This is a genomic window from Salmonella sp. SAL04213 (genome assembly GCF_046550535.1).
In the GTDB taxonomy this organism is placed as follows: domain Bacteria; phylum Pseudomonadota; class Gammaproteobacteria; order Enterobacterales; family Enterobacteriaceae; genus Salmonella; species Salmonella enterica.
Genome location: NZ_JBGDXS010000001.1, coordinates 605,452 through 627,088 on the forward strand (window position 1 = coordinate 605,452; position 21,637 = coordinate 627,088).

At 52.9% G+C, this 21,637-nt stretch carries 18 protein-coding genes, 4 tRNA genes and 1 pseudogene; 18 read left to right on the forward strand and 5 right to left on the reverse strand.

Features of this window, described 5'->3' with window-relative positions; all coding sequences use genetic code 11:
* Positions 1 to 15: 15 nt before the first annotated feature.
* Positions 16 to 558: a replication initiation negative regulator SeqA gene (gene seqA, locus ACLJPQ_RS02970; protein WP_000848395.1), complete on the reverse strand. Its 543-nt coding sequence runs from the start codon at positions 556 to 558 to the stop codon at positions 16 to 18.
* A 184-nt stretch (positions 559 to 742) separates the two neighbouring features.
* On the opposite strand from seqA, the gene ybfF reads away from it, so the two are divergent.
* From ybfF to tcuC, 9 genes and pseudogenes are all read left to right on the forward strand, one after another.
* Complete coding sequence (ybfF, locus tag ACLJPQ_RS02975; RefSeq protein ID WP_000773245.1) at positions 743 to 1,513, forward strand: esterase; 771 nt, start codon at positions 743 to 745, stop codon at positions 1,511 to 1,513.
* A 133-nt stretch (positions 1,514 to 1,646) separates the two neighbouring features.
* A complete protein-coding gene (gene ybfE, locus ACLJPQ_RS02980; protein WP_001040939.1) occupies positions 1,647 to 1,940 on the forward strand; it encodes a LexA regulated protein in 294 nt (97 codons plus the stop codon).
* Positions 1,941 to 2,090: 150 nt separating this feature from the next.
* Positions 2,091 to 2,621, forward strand: coding sequence for a flavodoxin FldA (fldA, locus tag ACLJPQ_RS02985; RefSeq protein WP_001018620.1), 531 nt, complete (start codon positions 2,091 to 2,093; stop codon positions 2,619 to 2,621).
* Between the two features lie 203 nt (positions 2,622 to 2,824).
* Positions 2,825 to 2,910, forward strand: a pseudogene (locus ACLJPQ_RS02990) (ryhB-regulated fur leader peptide).
* A complete protein-coding gene (fur, locus tag ACLJPQ_RS02995; protein ID WP_000131699.1) occupies positions 2,903 to 3,355 on the forward strand; it encodes a ferric iron uptake transcriptional regulator in 453 nt (150 codons plus the stop codon). Before ACLJPQ_RS02990 ends, fur begins: the two are co-directional and overlap by 8 nt.
* 114 nt (positions 3,356 to 3,469) lie before the next feature.
* Positions 3,470 to 4,396, forward strand: coding sequence for a tricarballylate utilization LysR family transcriptional regulator TcuR (tcuR, locus tag ACLJPQ_RS03000; protein WP_080185010.1), 927 nt, complete (start codon positions 3,470 to 3,472; stop codon positions 4,394 to 4,396).
* Positions 4,397 to 4,493: 97 nt separating this feature from the next.
* Entirely contained in the window at positions 4,494 to 5,897 is a 1,404-nt protein-coding gene (tcuA, locus tag ACLJPQ_RS03005; protein ID WP_080185011.1) for an FAD-dependent tricarballylate dehydrogenase TcuA, read from the forward strand.
* Positions 5,884 to 7,023 carry a tricarballylate utilization protein TcuB gene (tcuB, locus tag ACLJPQ_RS03010; RefSeq protein ID WP_000811134.1) on the forward strand — a complete coding sequence of 380 codons (1,140 nt, stop codon included), beginning with the start codon at positions 5,884 to 5,886 and terminating at the stop codon, positions 7,021 to 7,023. The genes tcuA and tcuB overlap by 14 nt, the downstream gene beginning before the upstream one ends.
* A gap of 50 nt (positions 7,024 to 7,073) precedes the next feature.
* Entirely contained in the window at positions 7,074 to 8,378 is a 1,305-nt protein-coding gene (gene tcuC / locus ACLJPQ_RS03015; protein WP_000057014.1) for a tricarballylate/proton symporter TcuC, read from the forward strand.
* Between the two features lie 48 nt (positions 8,379 to 8,426).
* Here tcuC and chiQ read toward each other — a convergent pair whose 3' ends face one another.
* The 4 genes from chiQ to nagE form a co-directional block, all read right to left on the reverse strand.
* Complete coding sequence (chiQ, locus tag ACLJPQ_RS03020; protein ID WP_000722260.1) at positions 8,427 to 8,759, reverse strand: ChiQ/YbfN family lipoprotein; 333 nt, start codon at positions 8,757 to 8,759, stop codon at positions 8,427 to 8,429.
* Between the two features lie 49 nt (positions 8,760 to 8,808).
* Entirely contained in the window at positions 8,809 to 10,215 is a 1,407-nt protein-coding gene (gene chiP / locus ACLJPQ_RS03025) for a chitoporin ChiP (protein ID WP_001258803.1), read from the reverse strand.
* Between the two features lie 660 nt (positions 10,216 to 10,875).
* Positions 10,876 to 12,543 carry a glutamine--tRNA ligase gene (gene glnS / locus ACLJPQ_RS03030; protein WP_080184565.1) on the reverse strand — a complete coding sequence of 556 codons (1,668 nt, stop codon included), beginning with the start codon at positions 12,541 to 12,543 and terminating at the stop codon, positions 10,876 to 10,878.
* 210 nt (positions 12,544 to 12,753) lie between these two features.
* Positions 12,754 to 14,706 carry a PTS N-acetyl glucosamine transporter subunit IIABC gene (gene nagE, locus ACLJPQ_RS03035; protein WP_080184566.1) on the reverse strand — a complete coding sequence of 651 codons (1,953 nt, stop codon included), beginning with the start codon at positions 14,704 to 14,706 and terminating at the stop codon, positions 12,754 to 12,756.
* Positions 14,707 to 15,032: 326 nt separating this feature from the next.
* On the opposite strand from nagE, the gene nagB reads away from it, so the two are divergent.
* The 9 genes from nagB (at position 15,033) to ACLJPQ_RS03080 (ending at position 21,624) form a co-directional block, all read left to right on the forward strand.
* Complete coding sequence (gene nagB, locus ACLJPQ_RS03040) at positions 15,033 to 15,833, forward strand: glucosamine-6-phosphate deaminase (protein ID WP_001237059.1); 801 nt, start codon at positions 15,033 to 15,035, stop codon at positions 15,831 to 15,833.
* A 59-nt stretch (positions 15,834 to 15,892) separates the two neighbouring features.
* Positions 15,893 to 17,047 carry an N-acetylglucosamine-6-phosphate deacetylase gene (gene nagA / locus ACLJPQ_RS03045; protein WP_080178495.1) on the forward strand — a complete coding sequence of 385 codons (1,155 nt, stop codon included), beginning with the start codon at positions 15,893 to 15,895 and terminating at the stop codon, positions 17,045 to 17,047.
* Positions 17,048 to 17,051: 4 nt separating this feature from the next.
* Entirely contained in the window at positions 17,052 to 18,272 is a 1,221-nt protein-coding gene (nagC, locus tag ACLJPQ_RS03050; RefSeq protein ID WP_000187578.1) for a DNA-binding transcriptional regulator NagC, read from the forward strand.
* 46 nt (positions 18,273 to 18,318) lie between these two features.
* Positions 18,319 to 19,071, forward strand: coding sequence for a ribonucleotide monophosphatase NagD (nagD, locus tag ACLJPQ_RS03055; protein ID WP_000153143.1), 753 nt, complete (start codon positions 18,319 to 18,321; stop codon positions 19,069 to 19,071).
* Positions 19,072 to 19,360: 289 nt separating this feature from the next.
* Positions 19,361 to 21,025: an asparagine synthase B gene (asnB, locus tag ACLJPQ_RS03060; protein WP_020898549.1), complete on the forward strand. Its 1,665-nt coding sequence runs from the start codon at positions 19,361 to 19,363 to the stop codon at positions 21,023 to 21,025.
* 221 nt (positions 21,026 to 21,246) lie between these two features.
* Positions 21,247 to 21,323 (forward strand) — tRNA-Met (locus tag ACLJPQ_RS03065).
* An 8-nt stretch (positions 21,324 to 21,331) separates the two neighbouring features.
* A tRNA-Leu gene (locus ACLJPQ_RS03070) sits at positions 21,332 to 21,416 on the forward strand.
* A gap of 23 nt (positions 21,417 to 21,439) precedes the next feature.
* Positions 21,440 to 21,514: transfer RNA gene (locus tag ACLJPQ_RS03075), tRNA-Gln, on the forward strand.
* Between the two features lie 35 nt (positions 21,515 to 21,549).
* Positions 21,550 to 21,624, forward strand: a tRNA-Gln gene (locus tag ACLJPQ_RS03080).
* Positions 21,625 to 21,637: the final 13 nt, after the last annotated feature.

Sequence of the window (21,637 nt, forward strand, 5' to 3'; positions counted from 1 at the left end):
CTTCTAATGCAAGGATTAAATTGTTCCGCAAACCTTTTCAATCAATTCCGCCGGGAATTGCATTGACTGCATGATGTGTTCGATCATGCTGCATTTACGGCCGGTGTTGGTGTTGGTGATCACCCAGTACGGCGTGCCGGGAACGTGCTTAGGTTTAGTTTGATTCCCATTTTTCAGCAGCGTTTGTTCATCCGCCGCAAAATAGACGCGCGTGCGGCCATGCAACGACTCCGTCGCCTCCGCAAACGCGTGGTGATCCAGTGAATAGAGTGTAGTCAGAATCAGCATAAAGCGGTTGACCGCTTTTTTCTGCTCGGCATATTCGTCAGACAACAACAGCTCACGCATCGCGCGAACTTTGTCTTTTACCGGGTTAACCGGTTTCGCTTCGGCAACGGGTTGCGCCGCAGGCGTCCCCTTCACCGCTGAAGCCGTTGGCTGTGTCGTGGCGGAAAACTTCAACATACGCCGTAAAATGTCGGATGCGCTCTCGCCGATATGCTTGGTGTGGCTGGCAATATAGCTATAGAGTTCATCATCAACTTCAATCGTTTTCATCTTAATCCAGTGCGATGTCTTTGCTGAATACAAGTCATTGGGATTATAGGAACAAATCCCAACAGCGGATAGCGTTAAGCCCGGCTGACAAAAAAACTCGGAGTAAACCTTAGAGGTTGCAGCCCAGTGGCAGAATGGTCAACATAATACCCTAACCCGACAGAGCGAAAAAAAGAACTTTGCCATGAAATTAAACATCCGAGCGCAATCTGCACAAAACCTGCACAATAATTCCCCCATCGTTCTCGTTCATGGCCTGTTTGGCAGCCTGGACAACCTCGGCGTACTGGCGCGGGATCTGGTGACCGATCACGACATTATTCAGGTCGATATGCGCAATCATGGTTTATCGCCGCGCGATCCGGTCATGGATTATCCGGCAATGGCCCAGGATCTTCTGGATACGCTTGACGCGCAGCAGATTGAAAAAGCGACGTTTATTGGTCATTCCATGGGCGGAAAAGCGGTAATGGCGCTGACGGCGCTGGCGCCCGATCGCATCGATCGTCTGGTCGCGATTGATATCGCACCCGTGGATTATCACGTTCGCCGCCACGATCGTATTTTCGCGGCCATTAACGCCGTCAGCGAATCCGACGCGACATCCCGCCAACAGGCGGCAGGGATTATGCGCCAACACCTCAACGAAGAAGGCGTGATCCAGTTTCTGTTAAAATCCTGGGCTGAAGGCGAATGGCGTTTTAATGTTCCGGTATTATGGGAGCAGTATCCGCATATCGTCGGCTGGGAAACCATTCCGCCCTGGGAACATCCGGCGCTGTTTATTCCAGGCGGTAACTCGCCGTACGTGACCGAAGCGTACCGCGACGCGCTGCTGGCGCAATTCCCTCTGGCGCGCGCGCATGTGATCGCCGGCGCGGGCCACTGGGTACATGCTGAAAAACCAGAGGCGGTTCTGCGCGCCATCCGCCGTTATCTGCACGATAAACGCTAACTGATTAAAAACTCATCGCCTGTGCGCGATTACGCGCGCGGGCGTTGGCGTCGCTTCCTCGCTGATGTATGATGGCGCGCTATCCATCCGGGCATAAGCCTGGCTGATTGTTTCCCCCGAAGTCACCAAAATCATGGCCAAAGAACAAACGGACCGTACGACATTAGATCTGTTCGCGCACGAGCGTCGCCCGGGACGACCTAAAACGAATCCGCTTTCGCGCGATGAACAGTTACGCATCAACAAGCGCAACCAGTTAAAACGCGACAAAGTTCGTGGCCTCAAGCGTGTCGAATTAAAACTCAACGCACAAGCGGTTGACGCGCTGAATGAGCTGGCCGAAGCGCGCAACATTAGCCGCAGCGAGCTCATTGAAGAAATATTAATGAAGCAGCTTATGGCGCTGCGCGGCCAGGGTTTAGTCTGAAAATAAGTTTTGTTTCATATTTCGTGTAGCAGAGCGTGCAGTCCCGCGTGATTGCTGTTTCCGCATATCTGCCTGTTCTGCTATGATTGCCCTTATCCGTGGGCAATTCGCCACCACCATTTCAATAAGTTTCAAGAGGTTATTTTACTCATGGCAATCACTGGCATCTTTTTCGGCAGCGACACCGGTAATACCGAAAATATCGCAAAAATGATTCAAAAACAGCTTGGTAAAGACGTTGCCGATGTGCATGACATTGCAAAAAGCAGTAAAGAAGACCTGGAAGGGTATGACATTCTGCTGCTGGGCATCCCAACCTGGTACTATGGCGAAGCGCAATGTGACTGGGATGACTTCTTCCCGACTCTCGAAGAGATTGACTTTAACGGTAAGCTGGTGGCGCTGTTTGGCTGTGGCGATCAGGAAGACTACGCGGAATACTTCTGTGATGCGCTGGGCACGATTCGCGACATTATTGAGCCGCGCGGCGCCACGATTGTGGGTCACTGGCCAACCGCAGGCTATCATTTTGAAGCCTCTAAAGGTCTGGCTGACGACGATCATTTTGTCGGCCTGGCGATTGACGAAGACCGTCAGCCTGAACTGACCGCCGAGCGTGTTGAAAAATGGGTTAAGCAAATTTCGGCTGAATTGCACCTCGACGACATCCTCAACGCCTAATCTTATGCGGCGCAGCGTTATATCTGCGCCGCATCAATAGACAAGACCAATCAAAATAATTGCTACAAATTTGTAACTTTCGCACCCATCCCTGTACAATGTCCGGGTGTAATCAGGTGGCGCCAGAATTTGCAGGCAAAACCACAGTTTTATTAACATCTGCGAGAGACTTGCGGTTTTCATTTCGGCATGGCAGTCCTATAATGATACGCATTATCTTGAGTGCAATTTCTGTCACTTCTCTAATGAAGTGAATCGTTTAGCAACAGGACAGATTCCGCATGACTGACAACAATACCGCATTAAAGAAGGCTGGCCTGAAAGTAACGCTTCCTCGTTTAAAAATTCTGGAAGTTCTTCAGGAACCAGATAACCATCACGTCAGTGCGGAAGATTTATACAAACGCCTGATCGACATGGGTGAAGAAATCGGTCTGGCAACCGTATACCGTGTGCTGAACCAGTTTGACGATGCCGGTATCGTGACCCGCCATAATTTTGAAGGCGGTAAATCCGTTTTTGAACTGACGCAACAGCATCATCACGACCATCTTATCTGCCTTGACTGCGGAAAAGTGATTGAATTTAGTGATGACTCTATTGAAGCGCGCCAGCGTGAAATTGCGGCAAAACACGGTATTCGTTTAACTAATCACAGCCTCTATCTTTACGGCCACTGCGCTGAAGGCGACTGCCGCGAAGACGAGCACGCGCACGATGACGCGACTAAATAAGTATAAATCTTTCGAAGAGCCAACCGCCCGGTTGGCTTTTTTATATCCTCCCCTTTCCTGCCGCTTGATGTTGATTTAATGTAAAAAACGCTATCGCATCTCAGGAGAGCAGGAATGGAGCTTCGCCAGTTACGCTATTTCGTGCGTATTATTGAAACCGGCAGTATGGGCAGCGCCGCACAGGATCTTGATATTGGCGTTTCAGCATTAAGTCAACAGATGTCCCGTCTGGAAAACGAGCTTGCCATCCGTCTGCTGCAGCGCACTTCGCGCGGCGTAACGCCAACCAACGCCGGGCTGGCCTTTTATTCGCAGGCGCAACTCGCCCTGCGTCATGCCGACGACGCAATTCTCGCCGCCAGAGAAGCGCGCCTTTCCGGTCATGTGAGCGTAGGAATGGCCCCCAGTACCGCCTCCATACTGGGTATACCGTTTATCCATGCCATGCAGGAAAACTATGCCGATGTCCGACTGCATGTGGTGGAAAGCTTGTCCGGTAATCTGGAAAGAATGATCAATACCCGCCAGATTGATTTAGCCGTTGTCTTTCAAAAAGATAAAATCCTGCGCTGGAGCGCCAGACCGATCCTTGAAGAACAGCTTTTTCTGATTGGCTCCCATGCCCTGCTGGCGGCGCTTCCTGATAACCCGATCACACCTGAACAACTGGCAGGCATTCCGCTCATTATGCCAAGCCAGGGACACGGGCTGCGCGGCAGGCTGGACGCTGTCTGCCAGGAACATGCGCTTAACGTTGAAATCGTCGCGGAAATTGACGGCCTGGCGTTGTTGATGCGCGCCGTGCGCGACGGTCTTGGCGCCACGTTGCAGCCCGGCGCGGCGATTTCTCACCTGGATAACGACGCGCTACGCGTGATCGGCGTCCATAATCCGGTACTCAGCCGCCCCAATTTTTTAGTCAGCCTGTCGGATGATGAACTGACGCCCGCCGGCCTTGCCGCCAGAGTAGTCCTTACCAAAGTTATGCGTCAGTTAGTCGACGCCAGTGAATGGCCAGGCGCAACCCTTTACGCTTACTAAACCCCTGTTTAGCGCTACCTGATAGCGCGCCGCTTATTTATCCGTATACATTTCAATTACAAATTTAACAAATAGTTAAATGGTACGGGAGTATAAGATGGTTGATGTACTGGTGATAGGCGGAGGCAATGCCGCATTATGCGCCGCCCTGACCGCACGGGAAGCGGGCGCATCGGTTCTGCTGCTGGAGGCTGCCCCGCGAGAATGGCGCGGCGGAAATTCTCAGCACACACGAAACCTGCGCTGTATGCATGATGCGCCGCAGGATGTGCTGGTAGAAAGCTATCCTGAAGAGGAATTCTGGCAGGATCTGTGGCGAGTCACCGACGGCAACACCAACGAGGCGCTGGCGCGGCTGGTCATTCGCACCTCTTCGCAATGCCGCGACTGGATGCGCAAACATGGCGTTAACTTTCAACCGCCGCTATCAGGTGCGCTCCACGTTGCGCGCACCAATGCGTTTTTTATGGGCGGCGGGAAAGCGCTCGTCAATGCCTATTACCGTAGCGCCGAACGGCTGGGCGTACAGGTTCGCTATAACACGCCGGTTCACGCGCTTGAACTTCATGACGGCGAATTCGTAGCAGCGCTGGCGGGTAGCGAACGGATTACCGCCAAAGCCTGCGTATTAGCGGCTGGCGGTTTCGAATCAAACCGTGAATGGCTGCGGGAGGCCTGGGGAGAAAACGCCCGCGGCGAATGGCCCGCGGATAATTTCCTGATTCGCGGCACGCGTTTTAACCAGGGCGTATTACTCAAATTTATGATGGATGCCGGCGCGGATATCATTGGCGATCCGTCCCAGTCGCACTGCGTAGCGATTGATGCCAGATCGCCGCTGTACGACGGCGGTATTTGTACTCGCGTGGATTGCGTATCGCTGGGTATTGTCGTGAATCGCGACGCCGAACGTTTTTATGATGAAGGCGAAGATTTCTGGCCGAAGCGTTACGCCATTTGGGGGCGGCTGGTGGCTCAACAGCCAGGACAAATTGGCTATTCGATTATTGACAGCAAAGCCATCGGCCACTTTATGCCGCCGGTTTTTCCTGGCGCGCAGGCCAATACGCTGGCTGAACTGGCCTGCCAGTTGGGGCTGGACGCGGAAAAATTTACCCATACCGTCACGCAGTATAACCAGGCCTGCCAACCCGGTCATTTTGATCATACCTTGCTTGATGACTGCGCTACTAAAAACCTGACGCCGGCGAAAACCCACTGGGCGCGCCCGCTTGATGCGCCGCCCTACTACGGTTATGCGCTGCGACCCGGCATCACGTTTACCTACCTGGGTCTGAAAGTCAATGAACGTGCCGCGGTGCATTTTGCCGGTCATCCAAGCCGCAACCTGTTTGTTGCCGGCGAGATGATGGCAGGAAATGTTCTGGGCAAGGGGTATACCGCAGGCGTAGGCATGTCTATCGGCACAACCTTTGGCCGCATTGCGGGGATAGAAGCCGCCCGCGCGGCGCACAAGGAGGCGCAGCATGAAACAGCTTGAAAAATTAATCATTGAGGCCACCGTGCTTACCGAACCGGAAGCCGAGGTCGAACGCGTCATGCAAGTGTGTAACGCGTGTCGCTACTGCGAAGGTTTTTGCGCAGTATTTCCGGCGATGACCCAGCGGCTCGAATTCGGTAAAGCCGATATTCATTATCTGGCGAATTTATGTCATAACTGCGGCGCCTGCCTGCACGCGTGCCAGTACGCGCCGCCCCATGAATTTGCCATTAACGTGCCGAAAGCGATGGCGCAAGCCCGCCTGGAGACGTATCAACAGTATGCCCAGCCCGCCGCTTTTGGCGCGTTATACCGTCGGGCGGGGATCACCGTCGCGCTGGCGCTGATAGTCGGTCTGACGCTCTTTTTATTACTGGCGATGGCGCTGAAAGGGTCGCTGATTCATCCGCCGCTGGCCGGTGACTTCTATCAAATTTTTCCGCATAGCCTGCTGGCATGGATGTTTGGCTCAGTTTTTGTGCTGGCAATCGGTTTGCTTATGGCGGGCGTAATCCGCTTCTGGCGTGAGATCTCGCCGGGGGTACCGCGTTCGGCGGAGATTGCGGAAGCGTCGCACAATGCGTTAACGCTGAAATATCTCGACGGCGGTCACGGCAAAGGCTGTAACGAAGCGGACGATGCGTTCACGCTGCTGCGCCGTCGCTTTCATCACTTTACCTTCTACGGTTTTATGCTCTGTTTTGCCGCCACGGTCGTGGCGACGGGCTATCACTACGTCGCCGGTTGGGAAGCGCCCTACCCGTTCTTTAGCCTGCCGGTCATGCTCGGCACGCTGGGCGGTATCGGCCTGCTTATCGGCCCGGCCGGGCTACTGTGGCTCAATCTGCGGCGGTCGCCGTTACATGGCGATGCGCGCCAGAAACCCATGGATCGCGGCTTTATTCTGCTGCTGTTCTTAACCAGCCTTACCGGGCTGGCGCTGCTGGCAGGCAGAGACACCAGCGGAATGGGCATACTGCTGGCGCTCCATTTAGGCGTGGTGATGGCGCTCTTTCTTACCCTTCCCTACGGAAAATTCGCCCACGGATTTTTCCGCTGCGCGGCCTTACTCAAATGGGCAGTTGAGAAGCGACGCGGAAAACATGCGGGGGATACAGGCAACTGACCCGCAACATCTTACCCATAAAACAATAAAGACAGTGGAGAGCAAACCCTATGGCACAACACACACCTGCAACATCGCGCGCCGGCACGTTCGGCGCAATACTGCGCGTGACAAGCGGCAATTTTCTTGAACAGTTTGATTTTTTCTTGTTCGGATTTTACGCCACCTATATCGCCAGAACGTTTTTTCCGGCGGAAAGCGAATTTGCCTCATTAATGTTGACCTTTGCCGTCTTTGGCTCCGGTTTTTTAATGCGCCCCGTCGGCGCGATTGTGCTTGGCGCCTATATTGACAGAATCGGACGTCGTAAAGGGCTGATGGTGACGCTGGCGATTATGGGCTGCGGTACGTTGCTCATCGCCCTCGTCCCCGGCTACCAAACGATCGGCCTGGCAGCGCCTGCGTTGGTGCTGCTGGGCCGGTTATTACAAGGATTTTCTGCGGGCGTTGAGTTAGGCGGCGTCTCGGTCTATCTGTCCGAAATCGCAACGCCAGGCAATAAAGGGTTTTATACCAGCTGGCAATCCGCCAGTCAGCAGGTCGCGATCGTTGTCGCCGCGTTGATTGGTTATAGCCTGAATATCACGCTGGGACACGACGCGATATCGGAGTGGGGCTGGCGAATTCCGTTCTTTATCGGCTGTATGATCATTCCGCTGATTTTTGTTTTACGTCGTTCATTACAAGAAACAGAAGCGTTTTTACAACGCAAGCATCGCCCCGACACCAGGGAAATTTTTGCAACTATCGCCAAAAACTGGCGCATTATTACAGCCGGAACGCTGCTGGTGGCGATGACCACCACAACGTTTTATTTTATCACCGTTTATACGCCGACCTATGGCAGAACCGTGCTTAATCTCAGCGCGCGGGACAGTTTGATCGTCACCATGTTAGTGGGGGTGTCCAATTTTATCTGGTTACCCATTGGCGGCGCGATTTCCGACCGGATTGGCCGTCGCGCCGTGTTAATGGGCATTACGTTGCTGGCGCTGATCACCACCTGGCCCGTCATGCAGTGGCTGACCGCCGCGCCCGACTTTACCCGCATGACGCTGGTACTGCTGTGGTTCTCTTTCTTTTTTGGCATGTATAACGGCGCAATGGTCGCGGCGTTAACCGAAGTGATGCCAGTCTATGTGCGTACCGTTGGTTTCTCGCTGGCCTTTAGCCTGGCGACGGCGATTTTTGGCGGCCTGACGCCGGCCATCTCTACCGCGCTGGTAAAGTTAACCGGCGATAAAAGCTCGCCCGGCTGGTGGCTGATGTGCGCAGCGTTATGTGGACTTGCCGCGACGGCGATGCTGTTTGTACGTCTGAGTCGCGGCTATATCGCGGCAGAAAATAAAGCCTGAAAAAACCACGGGCGGAAAACATTCGCCCGTGGGTGGCAAGGCAGGGTTTTATTGCACGTTATTATGACTGCGAATTTCCTGCCAGACCTTATCGCAGTCAGCCTTGACCGCCTGATCGTTACCCGTGCGCGTCGCCTGAATGCACTGCTGATAGTCCAGTACCCGCACGCTTTCTTCGTTAGCAAATTGCTGATGTTTGCGCTCTTTTTTAAGGACATTCAGTACGCTTTGGCAGGCCTCTATCTTCTCAGGCGAGCCCTGTGCGGTATTGATACAGGCGCTGTACGCCTCTTTCAGCCGGCTATCTTCTTCCGGCGCGGGTGATGACGCGCAGGCCGTCAAACCGGCGGTCATGCTGGCGATGAGTAAAATTTTTTTCATAGGTCGTTCCTCAACAGCGCGGCAGACCGGCAGCCTGCCGCATCTGACATCAGAAAATAGTGAATGGCGCAATAACGATAAATTTCACGTCACGCTCATCCTGGAAGATGTTGCCGTAACCACCGCCCCAGCTTGGAATATTGGAGTGGTTGTCATATTCGGTGAAGTGCAGTTTGAACATGGTGCCTTTGGCACGCCCCTCCTGCAGGGTATAGACCGCATCCAGACTGTATGAGGACTCTTCGATAGTGCGGTTTTTGTCGTAGTAAGCATCCGGGTTACTTTGCCAGGTTGCCGGTTTAGCATCCCAGGCGTAAACGTAAGACGCGCCCACAGCCCAGCCCGGCAGATTCCAGTTTTTCAGGTCATACATCGCGCCGAAGAAAACCGCCTTTTCACCGTTAGCGTTAAAGTCGGAGCGGTTATCCCACCAGATATCCAGACGACCGTTTGAAGAGGCGTAGGTTGGCGTCATACGTTGCAGAAAATAGCCCTGCTGACCGTCCGCTTTCACCCAGGTGCCTTCCAGACGCAGGTCAACCACTTCCGCGACTTTGTAGCCGAAGGTCAACGCCTGCAGCCAGGCCGTACCGTCGTAAATATCATTCACGCTGCGATCGTCTACTTTGTCGCGCGCGCCGTAGAACTGGTAACTGGTGGTGAACGGATTGCCGCCTAAATCAAATTTATAGCTGGCCTTTGCGAAATATTGATCGACATAGCCTTCGGACTGACCAAACGCCGCTTCCAGCACCAGATCATTTTTGAAGTCGTACTTCGCGCCGATGGAGTGGAGGTAGTCCACATTGGTTTTTTTATCCGCCTGATAAAACTTATCCATTTCGGTATGCCACGGCGCTTTATATTCGTTAGTCCACATGTAGGAAAAACTTAACGCGCCCGCATCGCCATAGTCAAAACTGGCGCCGGCTTCCGCACCCTGATAAGTACCCGGCATAAAACTCCAGTGCGGCGCTAACAGCGTCTGACCGGTAGGCTGAATATAACCGGCGCGCGCCCAGACCGGGCCATATTTAAATTTCGCTGCGGCTTTATAAAGACTGATACCGCTCTTATCGCCGGAATAGTCTTCGTCGTAGCCTTTATTCTTTTTCGAGAAGGCAATTTCGTTTGGATGACCGCTGTCGCCGTTTTCTGCCATTTCAATCGCGGTAAACGCCGCGATATCCAGACCGAACATATCCGCAGCGTAACCAGACTGAAAATCCAGGTTAGCGTTCCAGGTCGCATGAGAAAGGTTAGTTTTATATTTGTCGCCGTCGGTCACATCTTTGCGATCGCGTTCACGCTGCCAATAATAGATGCCGCCCGTTAACGTGGAGTCGTCGAAAAAGCCGGAGGCTTGCGCCTGCGGAACAACGATCCACCCCGACATTGCTGTGATACCGGCGATAGCCAGAGCCAGCGTACTACGTTTGCCACTAAACGTACGCATAAGTTAATCCTCTTTGACGTATAAATTGCTGCCGACAAAAGCGAACAGCGAAAAAATAAAAATAAAAAGTAGCGCTGAGAAACCTCATTTACTACGTTAAATAGACTATTTTTCGCGATGCGAATTATCAATCTCTTTCTGTAACCAGTATGTAATAATATGAGCAACCGCACATATTTAATTGCTTTCTGTTACATTCAACTGCTGGTGGGGGAAGCAGACCGCCAGAAAGAAAATTGACTTGTTTTCCATAGGCATGAAAATAATTGTCTCCTGTTGACCTGACGCTTATAACATTTAGATTAATAATCATTTATCAGATCAATAATTTTCAGAGAATAATTAATTCGCCTCGCAAAAAAGAGAATCGACTTAGAGCCTATCCCACCAGGCGTTATTGGCGCAGCCAGTTTGGACACGGACAGCGCGCAAAAACCGGAGCGTACACGTAGTACGTGAGGTTTGACTCGCTACGCTCGCCCTTCGGGCCGCCGCTAGCGGCGTTCAAAACGCTAACGCGTTTTGGCGAGCACTGCCCAGGTCCAAAATGGCAAGTAAAATAGCCCTAATGGGATAGGCTCTTGGAAATGCAGAGAAAAAACGCCGCAAAACGCGGCGTTGACAAGGTATTTTTACAGCATTCGCCTGTTGGCGCAGTGCTTACTCGCCCGCTTTCGCCCAGGTATCACGCAGGCCCACGGTGCGGTTAAAGACCAGCTTATCGGCCGTTGCATAGCGGCTGTCGAGGCAGAAGTAGCCTTCACGTTCAAACTGGAAAGCTTTCCCTGCTACCGCCGCTTTCAGCGACGGCTCGCCATAACCCTGCTTAATCACTAATGATTCGGGGTTGATAACAGACAGGAAGTCCTCCGCGGCGCCTGGATTCGGCACGCTGAACAGACGGTCGTAGAGACGAATTTCAATCGGCAGCGCATGTGCTGCGCTAACCCAGTGGATTACGCCTTTCACTTTACGCCCGTCAGCCGGATCTTTACTCAGCGTATCGGCATCATAGGTACAGAAGATGGTGGTGATATTCTCTTCGGCATCCTTCTCTACGCGCTCCGCTTTAATGACGTAGGCATTACGCAGACGCACTTCTTTGCCCATCACCAGACGCTTGTACTGCTTGTTCGCTTCTTCGCGGAAATCTGCGCGATCGATCCAGATCTCACCGCTAAACGGCACTTCACGGCTGCCCATCTCCGGTTTATTCGGATGGTTAGGCATGGTAACCATTTCGCTCTCACCCTGCGGGTAGTTTTCGATAACCAGTTTTACCGGATCGATTACCGCCATCGCGCGCGGCGCGTTTTCGTTCAGATCTTCGCGAATGCAGGATTCCAGCGACGCCATCTCAATGGTGTTGTCCTGCTTGGTGACGCCGATGCGTTTGCAGAACTCACGAATAGAAGCCGCGGTATAGCCGCGACGGCGCAGACCGGAAATAGTCGGCATACGCGGATCATCCCAGCCTTCGACGTGTTTGTCGGTCACCAGCAGGTTCAGCTTACGCTTGGACATCACGGTGTATTCCAGATTCAGGCGCGAGAATTCGTACTGGCGCGGGTGAACCGGAATGGTGATGTTGTCCAGCACCCAGTCGTACAGACGACGGTTATCCTGGAACTCCAGCGTACACAGAGAATGAGTAATGCCTTCCAGCGCATCGCTGATGCAGTGAGTAAAGTCGTACATCGGATAGATGCACCACTTCGTGCCGGTCTGATGATGCTCGGCGAATTTAATGCGATACAGCACCGGATCGCGCATCACGATAAACGGCGACGCCATGTCGATTTTAGCGCGCAGACAGGCTTTACCCTCTTCAAAACCGCCGGTACGCATTTTTTCAAATAGCGCGAGGTTTTCTTCCACGCTGCGATCGCGGAACGGGCTGTTTTTACCCGGCGCGGTCAGCGTACCGCGGTATTCGCGGATCTGCTCCGGCGTCAGCTCATCAACGTAGGCCAGGCCTTTATTGATTAGCTCGACCGCATAGGCGTGCAGTTGGTCAAAGTAATCGGAGGAGTAGCGAATATCGCCAGACCAGTGAAAGCCTAACCACTCGACGTCGTTTTTGATCGAATCAACGTACTCGATATCTTCTTTTACCGGGTTGGTGTCATCGAAACGCAGGTTGCACTGGCCCTGATAATCTTGCGCGATGCCAAAGTTCAGGCAGATAGATTTCGCGTGGCCGATGTGCAGATAGCCATTCGGCTCCGGCGGAAAACGGGTATGGACAGTGGTATGTTTACCACTCGCCAGATCTTCATCAATAATCTGACGAATAAAGTTAGTCGGGCGGGCTTCAGCCTCACTCATCGTGGATTCCTCAAAGCGTAAACAACGTATAACGGCATATGATCTTATAAGCCGGACAGACTGACAACCTTTAGTTACTTAAAAAGTGGCTTTGCAGAAAATATTGGGGCTAATTGCGGTAAAAAAAAGCGGCGAAGGTTCCCCTCTGCCGCTTATGTTTTCTGTGATATCGCCGGATGGCGTCTTACGCCTTATCCGGCCAGGAAGCGATTATTTGCTCTTAATCTCGTACAGCGGCGTTTGACCCGCTACCACGTGACCATCCGCTTTGATGACCAGAGCGCTGAAGTCATCGCTGTTGCTGCAAACAACCGGGCTTATCATGGAACGCGCATTGGCATTCAGGAAGTCCAGATCCAGTTCCAGCACCGGCTGACCCGCCGTGACTTCCGCACCCTCTTCTACCAGACGCTTGAAGCCCTGACCGTTCAGCGCGACGGTATCGATACCCATATGGACAACGATCTCCGCGCCTTTTTCGGTTTCCAGACAGAACGCGTGGTTAGTGTTGAAGATTTTCACGATAGTACCCGCCGCCGGAGAAACCACGGTTTTATCGGTGGGTTTCACCGCCACGCCGTCGCCGACCGCTTTGCTGGCGAAAGCTTCATCCGGTACCTGATCCAGCGCCACTACCTCACCGGTAATCGGAGAGACCAGTTCAGCGATAGTCACCGCATTCGGCACCGCCTGGGGTTTGGCCGCCGGAGCAGGTGTCGCAACGTGAGCCGCATCAGCAGACGCTGCCACGACCGGTCCCCGCGCCACCACTTTCTTCATTTCATCGCCAATCGATTCCGCTTTCGCGCCGACAATAACCTGAATGGTCTGTTTGTTCAGTTTCACCACGCCGGAAGCGCCGAGGCGTTTGCAGGCCGCATCGTTGACGCGAGCAGAGTCGTTCACGGTCAGACGCAGACGGGTAATACACGCATCGATCGCTTTCAGGTTGTCCGTACCGCCAACCGCAGCAATATAGCTGGTCGCCAGTTGCGTTAACCCTTCTTCGGTGTTGCTGTTGGCTTCTTCCGTTACCATCTCATCAACTTTATCTTCGCGGCCCGGCGTTTTCAGGTTAAACATACGAATAACCGCGCTGAACAGCAGGAAGTAGATGATAAAGAATACAACGCCCATCACCAGCAACATCCAGACGTTATTGCTGGCCGCTGGCAGGTTATACATCAGAACATAGTCGATCGCGCCTGCCGAGAAAGAGAAGCCCGCATGGATACCCAGCAGCGTCGCGACGAACAGGCTGATACCGGTCAAAATGGCGTGCAGGAGGTACAGCAGCGGCGCCAGGAACATAAACAGGAATTCCAGCGGCTCGGTTACGCCGGTCAGAAACGCGGTGATCGCGACAGACAGCAGCATACCGCCCACCATCGGACGACGTTCTTTCGGCGCGGCGAAATACATCGCCAGAGCGGCGCCCGGCAGACCAAACATCATGATCGGGAAGAAGCCGGACATAAACATCCCCGCCGTGCCGTCGCCAGCATAGAAGCGGTTGATGTCGCCGTGGAATACAGTGCCTGCGGCATTGGTGAATTCACCAATCTGGAACCAGGCGATGGTGTTCAGTACCTGATGCAGACCGGTGGGGATCAGCAGACGGTTGATGAAGCCAAAGATACCGGAACCCAGCGCGCCTGCGGAAACGATCCATTCACCGCCCGCATGGATGCCATGCTGTACCGGCGGCCAGACGTAACCGAAAATAGCGGCCAGCACCAGACAGAAAAAGCCCGTTGCGATCGGTACAAAACGTTTTCCACCGAAGAAACTGAGAAAATCAGGCAGTTTGATACCAGACCAGCGATTATAAACCGCGCCGCCGACCAGACCGGTAATAATCCCCGCCAGCACGCCCATGTTGATTTCCGGGTTAATCGTCACCATCGCTTTGGTCATGACGAAGTAACCCACGGCTCCCGCCAGCGCTGCCGCGCCCGCGCTATCTTTAGACCAACTGGAGGCCACGCCGATAGCGAAAACCAGCGCCAGGTTATCGAAAATAGACCCGCCCGCTTGCGCGATAAACGGCATATTCAGCAAATCTGGTTGGCCGAATCGCAGCAACAACGCTGCCACCGGCAACACGGCGATAGGGAGCTGCAACGCCCTACCCAACCGCTGGAAAAAACCTAAAATATTCATCTTATTCCCCCTACGAGACGCCGATATGGCTTCTTTGAAGCCGTTTTTTATTGTGCTGCAAACGTTAAAAACGTGATGTTCTGTAATCGAACGGTGAGATCATCTTCTGCAGAGTGTGTGGAAAATTAATTCGCCTCGCAAATTAAACGGGTGTTTTTTGTGATTATAATCACTAAATATCGTAATCACCCCCACCATCCACTGGCTAACACGGAAAACTTATTTTATGATTCAAAAAATCAGGACGGATTGAACACGAACCCTGGATATCCAGGTTACGCTTAATACGATCCGCCAAATTTTGACATTGATTATTGAGGTGAAGAATGAGACTGATCCCCCTGAGTACCGCAGAACAGGTTGGCAAATGGGCCGCTCGCCATATCGTTAACCGTATTAATGCGTTCAAACCGACAGCCGATCGTCCGTTTGTCCTTGGACTGCCTACCGGCGGCACGCCGCTAACGGCGTACAAAGCGCTGGTTGAGATGCACAAAGCGGGCGAGGTCAGCTTTAAGCATGTGGTCACCTTTAATATGGACGAATATGTTGGCCTGCCGAAAGAGCACCCGGAAAGCTACCACAGCTTTATGCATCGTAACTTTTTCGATCACGTTGATATTCCGGCAGAAAACATCAATCTTCTCAACGGTAACGCACCGGATATCGATGCAGAATGCCGTCAATATGAAGAAAAAATTCGTTCTTACGGTAAAATCCATCTGTTTATGGGCGGCGTCGGCAACGACGGTCACATCGCCTTTAACGAACCGGCGTCTTCCCTGGCTTCCCGTACCCGTATCAAAACGTTAACCCATGATACTCGCGTAGCGAACTCCCGCTTCTTTGACGGCGACGTAAACCAGGTGCCGAAATACGCGCTGACGGTAGGCGTAGGCACGCTGCTGGATGCGGAAGAAGTGATGATTCTGGTGCTGGGCCATCAGAAAGCCCAGGCGCTGCAGGCGGCGGTTGAAGGCAACGTCAACCACATGTGGACCATTAGCTGCCTGCAACTCCATCCGAAAGCGGTTGTGGTATGCGATGAGCCGTCCACAATGGAACTTAAAGTTAAAACATTGAAATATTTCAATGAATTAGAAGCAGAAAATATTAAAGGTCTGTAATGTTGTCTCCGCCCCGCCAGTCAATGCGGGGCGGTAAATTTTTGATATCGGGGGTCGGAATGTATGCTTTAACCCAGGGCCGGATCTTTACCGGTCACGAAATTCTTGATGACCATGCGCTTGTTGTCGCTAATGGCCTGATTGACCGCGTTTGTCCGATGGCTGAACTGCCGCCGGGAATAGAACAACGCTCATTGAATGGGGCCATTCTCTCCCCCGGTTTTATTGATGTGCAGCTAAACGGCTGCGGCGGCGTGCAGTTTAACGATACCGCAGAAGCCGTCAGCGTTGAAACGCTGGAAATTATGCAGAAAGCCAATGAAAAATCGGGCTGTACTAACTTTCTGCCAACGCTTATCACTACCAGCGACGAATTGATGAAACAGGGCATTCGCGTCATGCGCGAATACCTGGAAAAACATCCGCACCAGGCGCTGGGTCTCCACCTGGAAGGCCCCTGGCTTAATCTGCTAAAAAAAGGCACCCATAATCCTGATTTCGTGCGTAAACCAGACGCTGCGCTGGTCGATTTCTTATGCGATAATGCCGACGTCATCACCAAAGTCACACTCGCGCCGGAAATGGTGCCTGCTGACGTAATCGCTAAACTGGCGAATGCGGGCATTGTGGTTTCCGCAGGTCACTCCAACGCGACGTTAAAAGAGGCGAAAGCGGGCTTCCGCGCCGGGATTACCTTTGCGACTCACCTGTTTAACGCGATGCCGTACATTACAGGGCGTGAGCCGGGCCTTGCTGGCGCTGTTCTGGACGAAGCGGATATTTATTGCGGCGTTATCGCCGATGGTCTGCATGTCGACTACGCCAACATTCGCAATGCCAAACGCCTTAAAGGCGACAAACTTTGTCTGGTGACAGACGCCACCGCACCGGCGGGGGCCAATATTGAGCAGTTCATTTTCGCAGGTAAAACAATATACTACCGCAATGGACTGTGTGTGGATGAAAACGGTACGTTGAGCGGTTCGTCCTTAACCATGATTGAAGGCGTACGCAACCTGGTCGCGCATTGCGGCATCGCGCTGGATGAAGTGCTGCGCATGGCAACGCTCTATCCAGCTCGCGCTATCGGCGTTGATAAACATCTCGGTAGCATTGCGCCGGGTAAAGTCGCCAACCTGACCGCGTTCACCCACGATTTTAAAATTATCAAGACCATCGTTAATGGTGACGAGGTCGTTGACTTGAGTAAGTGAGAATATGACACCAGGCGGACAAGCTCAGATAGGTAACGTTGATCTCGTAAAACAGCTTAACAGCGCGGCCGTTTACCGCCTGATTGACCAGCATGGTCCTATCTCGCGCATACAAATTGCCGAGCAAAGCCAGCTTGCTCCCGCCAGCGTAACGAAAATTACGCGTCAACTCATTGAACGCGGGCTGATCAAAGAAGTCGATCAGCAGGCCTCTACCGGAGGCCGCCGCGCTATCTCTATCGTCACGGAAACCCGTAACTTCCATGCCATTGGCGTTCGCCTGGGGCGTCATGACACCACTTTAACGCTCTACGATCTGAGCAGTAAAGTGGTCGCTGAGGAGCATTATCCGCTACCGGAGCGCACCCAGGAGACGCTGGAACATGCGCTGCTCAACACCATCGCCGTCTTTATTGATAGCTGTCAGCGTAAAATTCGTGAATTGATCGCTATCTCGGTGATCCTGCCAGGGCTTGTCGATCCGGAAAGCGGCGTGATTCGTTACATGCCGCACATTCAGGTTGAAAACTGGGGACTGGTCGAAGCGCTGGAAAAACGGTTTCACGTTACCTGTTTCGTGGGACACGATATCCGTAGCCTGGCGCTGGCGGAACACTACTTCGGCGCCAGTCAGGATTGCGAGGACTCGATTCTGGTGCGCGTTCATCGTGGTACAGGCGCCGGGATTATCTCCAACGGACGCATCTTCATTGGCCGTAACGGCAACGTCGGCGAAATTGGGCATATTCAGGTGGAGCCGTTGGGCGAACGCTGCCACTGCGGTAATTTCGGCTGTCTGGAAACCATTGCCGCCAATGCGGCGATTGAACAACGGGTGCTGAATTTGCTTAAACAAGGGTATCAAAGCCGTGTTCCGCTTGACGACTGCACGATTAAAACCATCTGTAAGGCGGCAAACCGGGGCGACAGCCTGGCCTCGGAAGTCATTGAGCATGTTGGCCGCCATTTGGGCAAAACGATCGCCATTGCTATCAACCTGTTTAATCCGCAAAAAATCGTCATTGCCGGCGAGATCATTGAAGCCGATAAAGTCCTGTTGCCCGCTATCGAAAGCTGTATCAATACGCAGGCGTTAAAGGCATTTCGCAAAAATTTGCCGGTGGTTCGCTCCACGCTGGATCACCGTTCTGCTATCGGCGCTTTTGCCTTAGTTAAACGCGCCATGCTCAACGGAACATTGCTGCAACGTTTGCTGGAAAGTTGATGCGCTCTTATAGTATCGGATTATTCACAAATTCCCTGGGTAGTTCATGACCATCAAGAATGTAATCTGCGATATCGACGGCGTGCTGATGCACGACAACGTAGCCGTACCCGGTGCGGCGGAATTTCTGACGGGGATTCTGGAAAAAGGTCTGCCGCTGGTGCTGCTGACCAATTACCCGTCGCAAACCGGCCAGGATCTGGCGAACCGTTTTGCTACCGCTGGCGTTAACGTGCCGGACAGCGTGTTTTATACGTCAGCAATGGCGACAGCCGATTTTCTGCGCCGTCAGGAAGGTAAGAAAGCGTATGTCGTGGGCGAAGGCGCGCTTATTCACGAGCTCTATAAAGCGGGTTTTACCATTACCGATGTGAACCCTGATTTTGTCATCGTTGGAGAAACCCGCTCCTACAACTGGGACATGATGCATAAAGCGGCATTTTTCGTCGCCAATGGCGCGCGCTTTATCGCCACCAACCCGGATACCCACGGTCGCGGCTTTTATCCGGCCTGCGGCGCGCTGTGCGCAGGCATTGAAAAAATTTCCGGCCGGAAGCCGTTTTATGTCGGCAAACCCAGCCCGTGGATCATCCGCGCGGCGTTGAACAAAATGCAGGCGCACTCGGAAGAGACCGTTATTGTCGGCGATAACCTGCGCACCGACATTCTGGCGGGGTTCCAGGCCGGTCTGGAGACCATTCTGGTGCTTTCAGGCGTATCAACAATCAATGATATTGACAGTATGCCGTTCCGCCCAAGCTGGATTTACCCTTCCGTCGCCGAGATCGACGTTATCTAAACCTGTCCCCTGCCTGATGACGCATAGCTTTCAGGCCTACGGTTCGAACAACATTGTAGGTCTGATAAGCGAAACGTCATCAGGAAAAACATAATTCAATTAAACCACGATAAAACTGAAGATCCATCAATAAATCCGCGCAATACGTAATCATTTTTCACTAATCAACAATGACGATTGCATTTTTCATTTTTCAGACCGTAATCCCCTTGCGCCTTCCACGCCTTTGCGGCATTTTTTAGTCAAGCAAACACAAAAAGTACGACGCAACAGATTAACGGAGAAGGCTATGTGTTCTATTTTCGGCGTATTCGATATCAAAACAGATGCAGCGGAACTGCGTAAAAAAGCCCTTGAACTGTCACGCCTGATGCGCCATCGCGGCCCGGACTGGTCCGGCATCTACGCTTGCGATAACGCGATTCTCGCACATGAACGTTTGTCGATTGTTGATGTTAACGCCGGCGCCCAGCCCCTGTATAACGCCAGAAAAACCCACGTGCTGGCGGTGAACGGTGAAATTTATAACCATCAAACGTTACGCGCGGAGTATGGCGATCGTTACGCGTTCCAGACAGGCTCCGACTGCGAAGTTATCCTCGCGCTGTATCAGGAAAAAGGGCCGAATTTCCTTGACGATTTACAGGGGATGTTCGCCTTCGCCCTGTATGACAGCGAAAAAGACGCTTATCTGATTGGTCGTGACCATATCGGTATTATTCCGCTCTATATGGGCTATGACGAATTCGGCAACTTCTACGTAGCGTCAGAAATGAAAGCGCTGACCCCGGTCTGCCGCACCATTAAAGAGTTTCCGGCGGGCAGCTACCTGTGGAGCAAAGACGGCGAAATTCGTCAGTACTATCAGCGCGACTGGTTTGAGTTCGATGCGGTAAAAGACAACGTCACCGACAAAAACGCGCTGCGTCAGGCGCTGGAAGAATCCGTGAAAAGCCACCTGATGTCCGACGTCCCTTACGGCGTGCTGCTCTCCGGCGGTCTGGACTCGTCGATTATCTCGGCTATCACCAAAAAATTCGCCGCCCGTCGCGTCGAAGATCAGGAGCGCTCCGAAGCCTGGTGGCCACAGTTGCACTCTTTTGCGGTCGGTCTGGAAGGTTCGCCTGACCTGAAGGCGGCCCAGGAAGTGGCTAACCACCTCGGCACCGTGCACCATGAAATTCACTTCACCGTGCAGGAAGGCCTTGATGCCATTCGTGATGTTATCTATCACATTGAAACCTATGACGTGACCACTATCCGCGCCTCAACGCCGATGTATCTGATGTCGCGTAAGATCAAAGCGATGGGCATCAAAATGGTGCTCTCCGGCGAAGGTTCCGATGAGGTGTTTGGCGGCTACCTGTACTTCCATAAAGCGCCGAACGCCAAAGAGTTACATGAAGAGACGGTCCGTAAGCTACAGGCGCTGCATATGTATGACTGCGCCCGCGCCAACAAAGCGATGTCCGCCTGGGGCGTGGAAGCGCGCGTACCGTTCCTGGATAAAAAATTCCTCGACGTGGCGATGCGTATCAACCCACAGGATAAAATGTGCGGCAACGGCAAGATGGAAAAACACGTGCTGCGCGAGTGCTTCGAGTCTTATCTGCCAGCAAGCGTGGCGTGGCGTCAGAAAGAGCAGTTCTCTGACGGCGTAGGCTACAGCTGGATTGATACGCTGAAAGAGGTGGCGGCGAAACAGATTTCCGATCAACAACTGGAAACCGCCCGCTTCCGCTTTCCATACAACACGCCGTCGTCTAAAGAGGCGTACTTGTACCGGGAAATTTTTGAAGAATTGTTCCCGGTGCCGAGCGCCGCGGAATGCGTACCCGGCGGCCCGTCCGTGGCCTGTTCTTCCGCCAAAGCCATTGAGTGGGATGAAGCATTCAAAACGATGGATGACCCGTCAGGCCGCGCGGTCGGCGTGCATCAGTCGGCGTACCAGTAAATTAACGATGACGAAAGAGCCCTTAGGGGCTCTTTTTTTATAGCAAACCACTTTCGGAAAAACGATTAATAACCAATAATTGCCGAATATTGCGCCACGCTGTTCGCAACCTAACCAAACAGACACTTTCCGACGTTTTTCGATGAAAAAGAGGTTGACGCTTCAAGGCTCAATACGCATAATGCGCCCCGCAACGCCGATAAGGTAACGCGAAAAAAGATGGCTACGTAGCTCAGTTGGTTAGAGCACATCACTCATAATGATGGGGTCACAGGTTCGAATCCCGTCGTAGCCACCATCTTTTTTGCGGGAGTGGCGAAATTGGTAGACGCACCAGATTTAGGTTCTGGCGCCGCAAGGTGTGCGAGTTCAAGTCTCGCCTCCCGCACCATTCACCGATAAGCGTTGTACGGATGGGGTATCGCCAAGCGGTAAGGCACCGGTTTTTGATACCGGCATTCCCTGGTTCGAATCCAGGTACCCCAGCCATATTTCTTCGAGTTTGCGGTTCACCGCGACGGTATTGGGGTATCGCCAAGCGGTAAGGCACCGGTTTTTGATACCGGCATTCCCTGGTTCGAATCCAGGTACCCCAGCCATCGAAGAAATCAT

Excerpts from the sequence above, each read along its gene's own strand:
- tcuB (WP_000811134.1), top strand. The coding sequence starts at position 5,884 with ATGAAACAGCTTGAAAAATTAATCATTGAGGCCACCGTGCTTACCGAA.
- nagE (WP_080184566.1), bottom strand. The coding sequence starts at position 14,706 with ATGAATATTTTAGGTTTTTTCCAGCGGTTGGGTAGGGCGTTGCAGCTC.
- tcuC (WP_000057014.1), top strand. The coding sequence starts at position 7,074 with ATGGCACAACACACACCTGCAACATCGCGCGCCGGCACGTTCGGCGCA.
- asnB (WP_020898549.1), top strand. The coding sequence starts at position 19,361 with ATGTGTTCTATTTTCGGCGTATTCGATATCAAAACAGATGCAGCGGAA.
- fldA (WP_001018620.1), top strand. The coding sequence starts at position 2,091 with ATGGCAATCACTGGCATCTTTTTCGGCAGCGACACCGGTAATACCGAA.
- nagC (WP_000187578.1), top strand. The coding sequence starts at position 17,052 with ATGACACCAGGCGGACAAGCTCAGATAGGTAACGTTGATCTCGTAAAA.
- glnS (WP_080184565.1), bottom strand. The coding sequence starts at position 12,543 with ATGAGTGAGGCTGAAGCCCGCCCGACTAACTTTATTCGTCAGATTATT.
- fur (WP_000131699.1), top strand. The coding sequence starts at position 2,903 with ATGACTGACAACAATACCGCATTAAAGAAGGCTGGCCTGAAAGTAACG.
- nagA (WP_080178495.1), top strand. The coding sequence starts at position 15,893 with ATGTATGCTTTAACCCAGGGCCGGATCTTTACCGGTCACGAAATTCTT.
- nagD (WP_000153143.1), top strand. The coding sequence starts at position 18,319 with ATGACCATCAAGAATGTAATCTGCGATATCGACGGCGTGCTGATGCAC.
- ybfF (WP_000773245.1), top strand. The coding sequence starts at position 743 with ATGAAATTAAACATCCGAGCGCAATCTGCACAAAACCTGCACAATAAT.
- nagB (WP_001237059.1), top strand. The coding sequence starts at position 15,033 with ATGAGACTGATCCCCCTGAGTACCGCAGAACAGGTTGGCAAATGGGCC.
- tcuA (WP_080185011.1), top strand. The coding sequence starts at position 4,494 with ATGGTTGATGTACTGGTGATAGGCGGAGGCAATGCCGCATTATGCGCC.
- chiQ (WP_000722260.1), bottom strand. The coding sequence starts at position 8,759 with ATGAAAAAAATTTTACTCATCGCCAGCATGACCGCCGGTTTGACGGCC.
- tcuR (WP_080185010.1), top strand. The coding sequence starts at position 3,470 with ATGGAGCTTCGCCAGTTACGCTATTTCGTGCGTATTATTGAAACCGGC.
- chiP (WP_001258803.1), bottom strand. The coding sequence starts at position 10,215 with ATGCGTACGTTTAGTGGCAAACGTAGTACGCTGGCTCTGGCTATCGCC.
- ybfE (WP_001040939.1), top strand. The coding sequence starts at position 1,647 with ATGGCCAAAGAACAAACGGACCGTACGACATTAGATCTGTTCGCGCAC.
- seqA (WP_000848395.1), bottom strand. The coding sequence starts at position 558 with ATGAAAACGATTGAAGTTGATGATGAACTCTATAGCTATATTGCCAGC.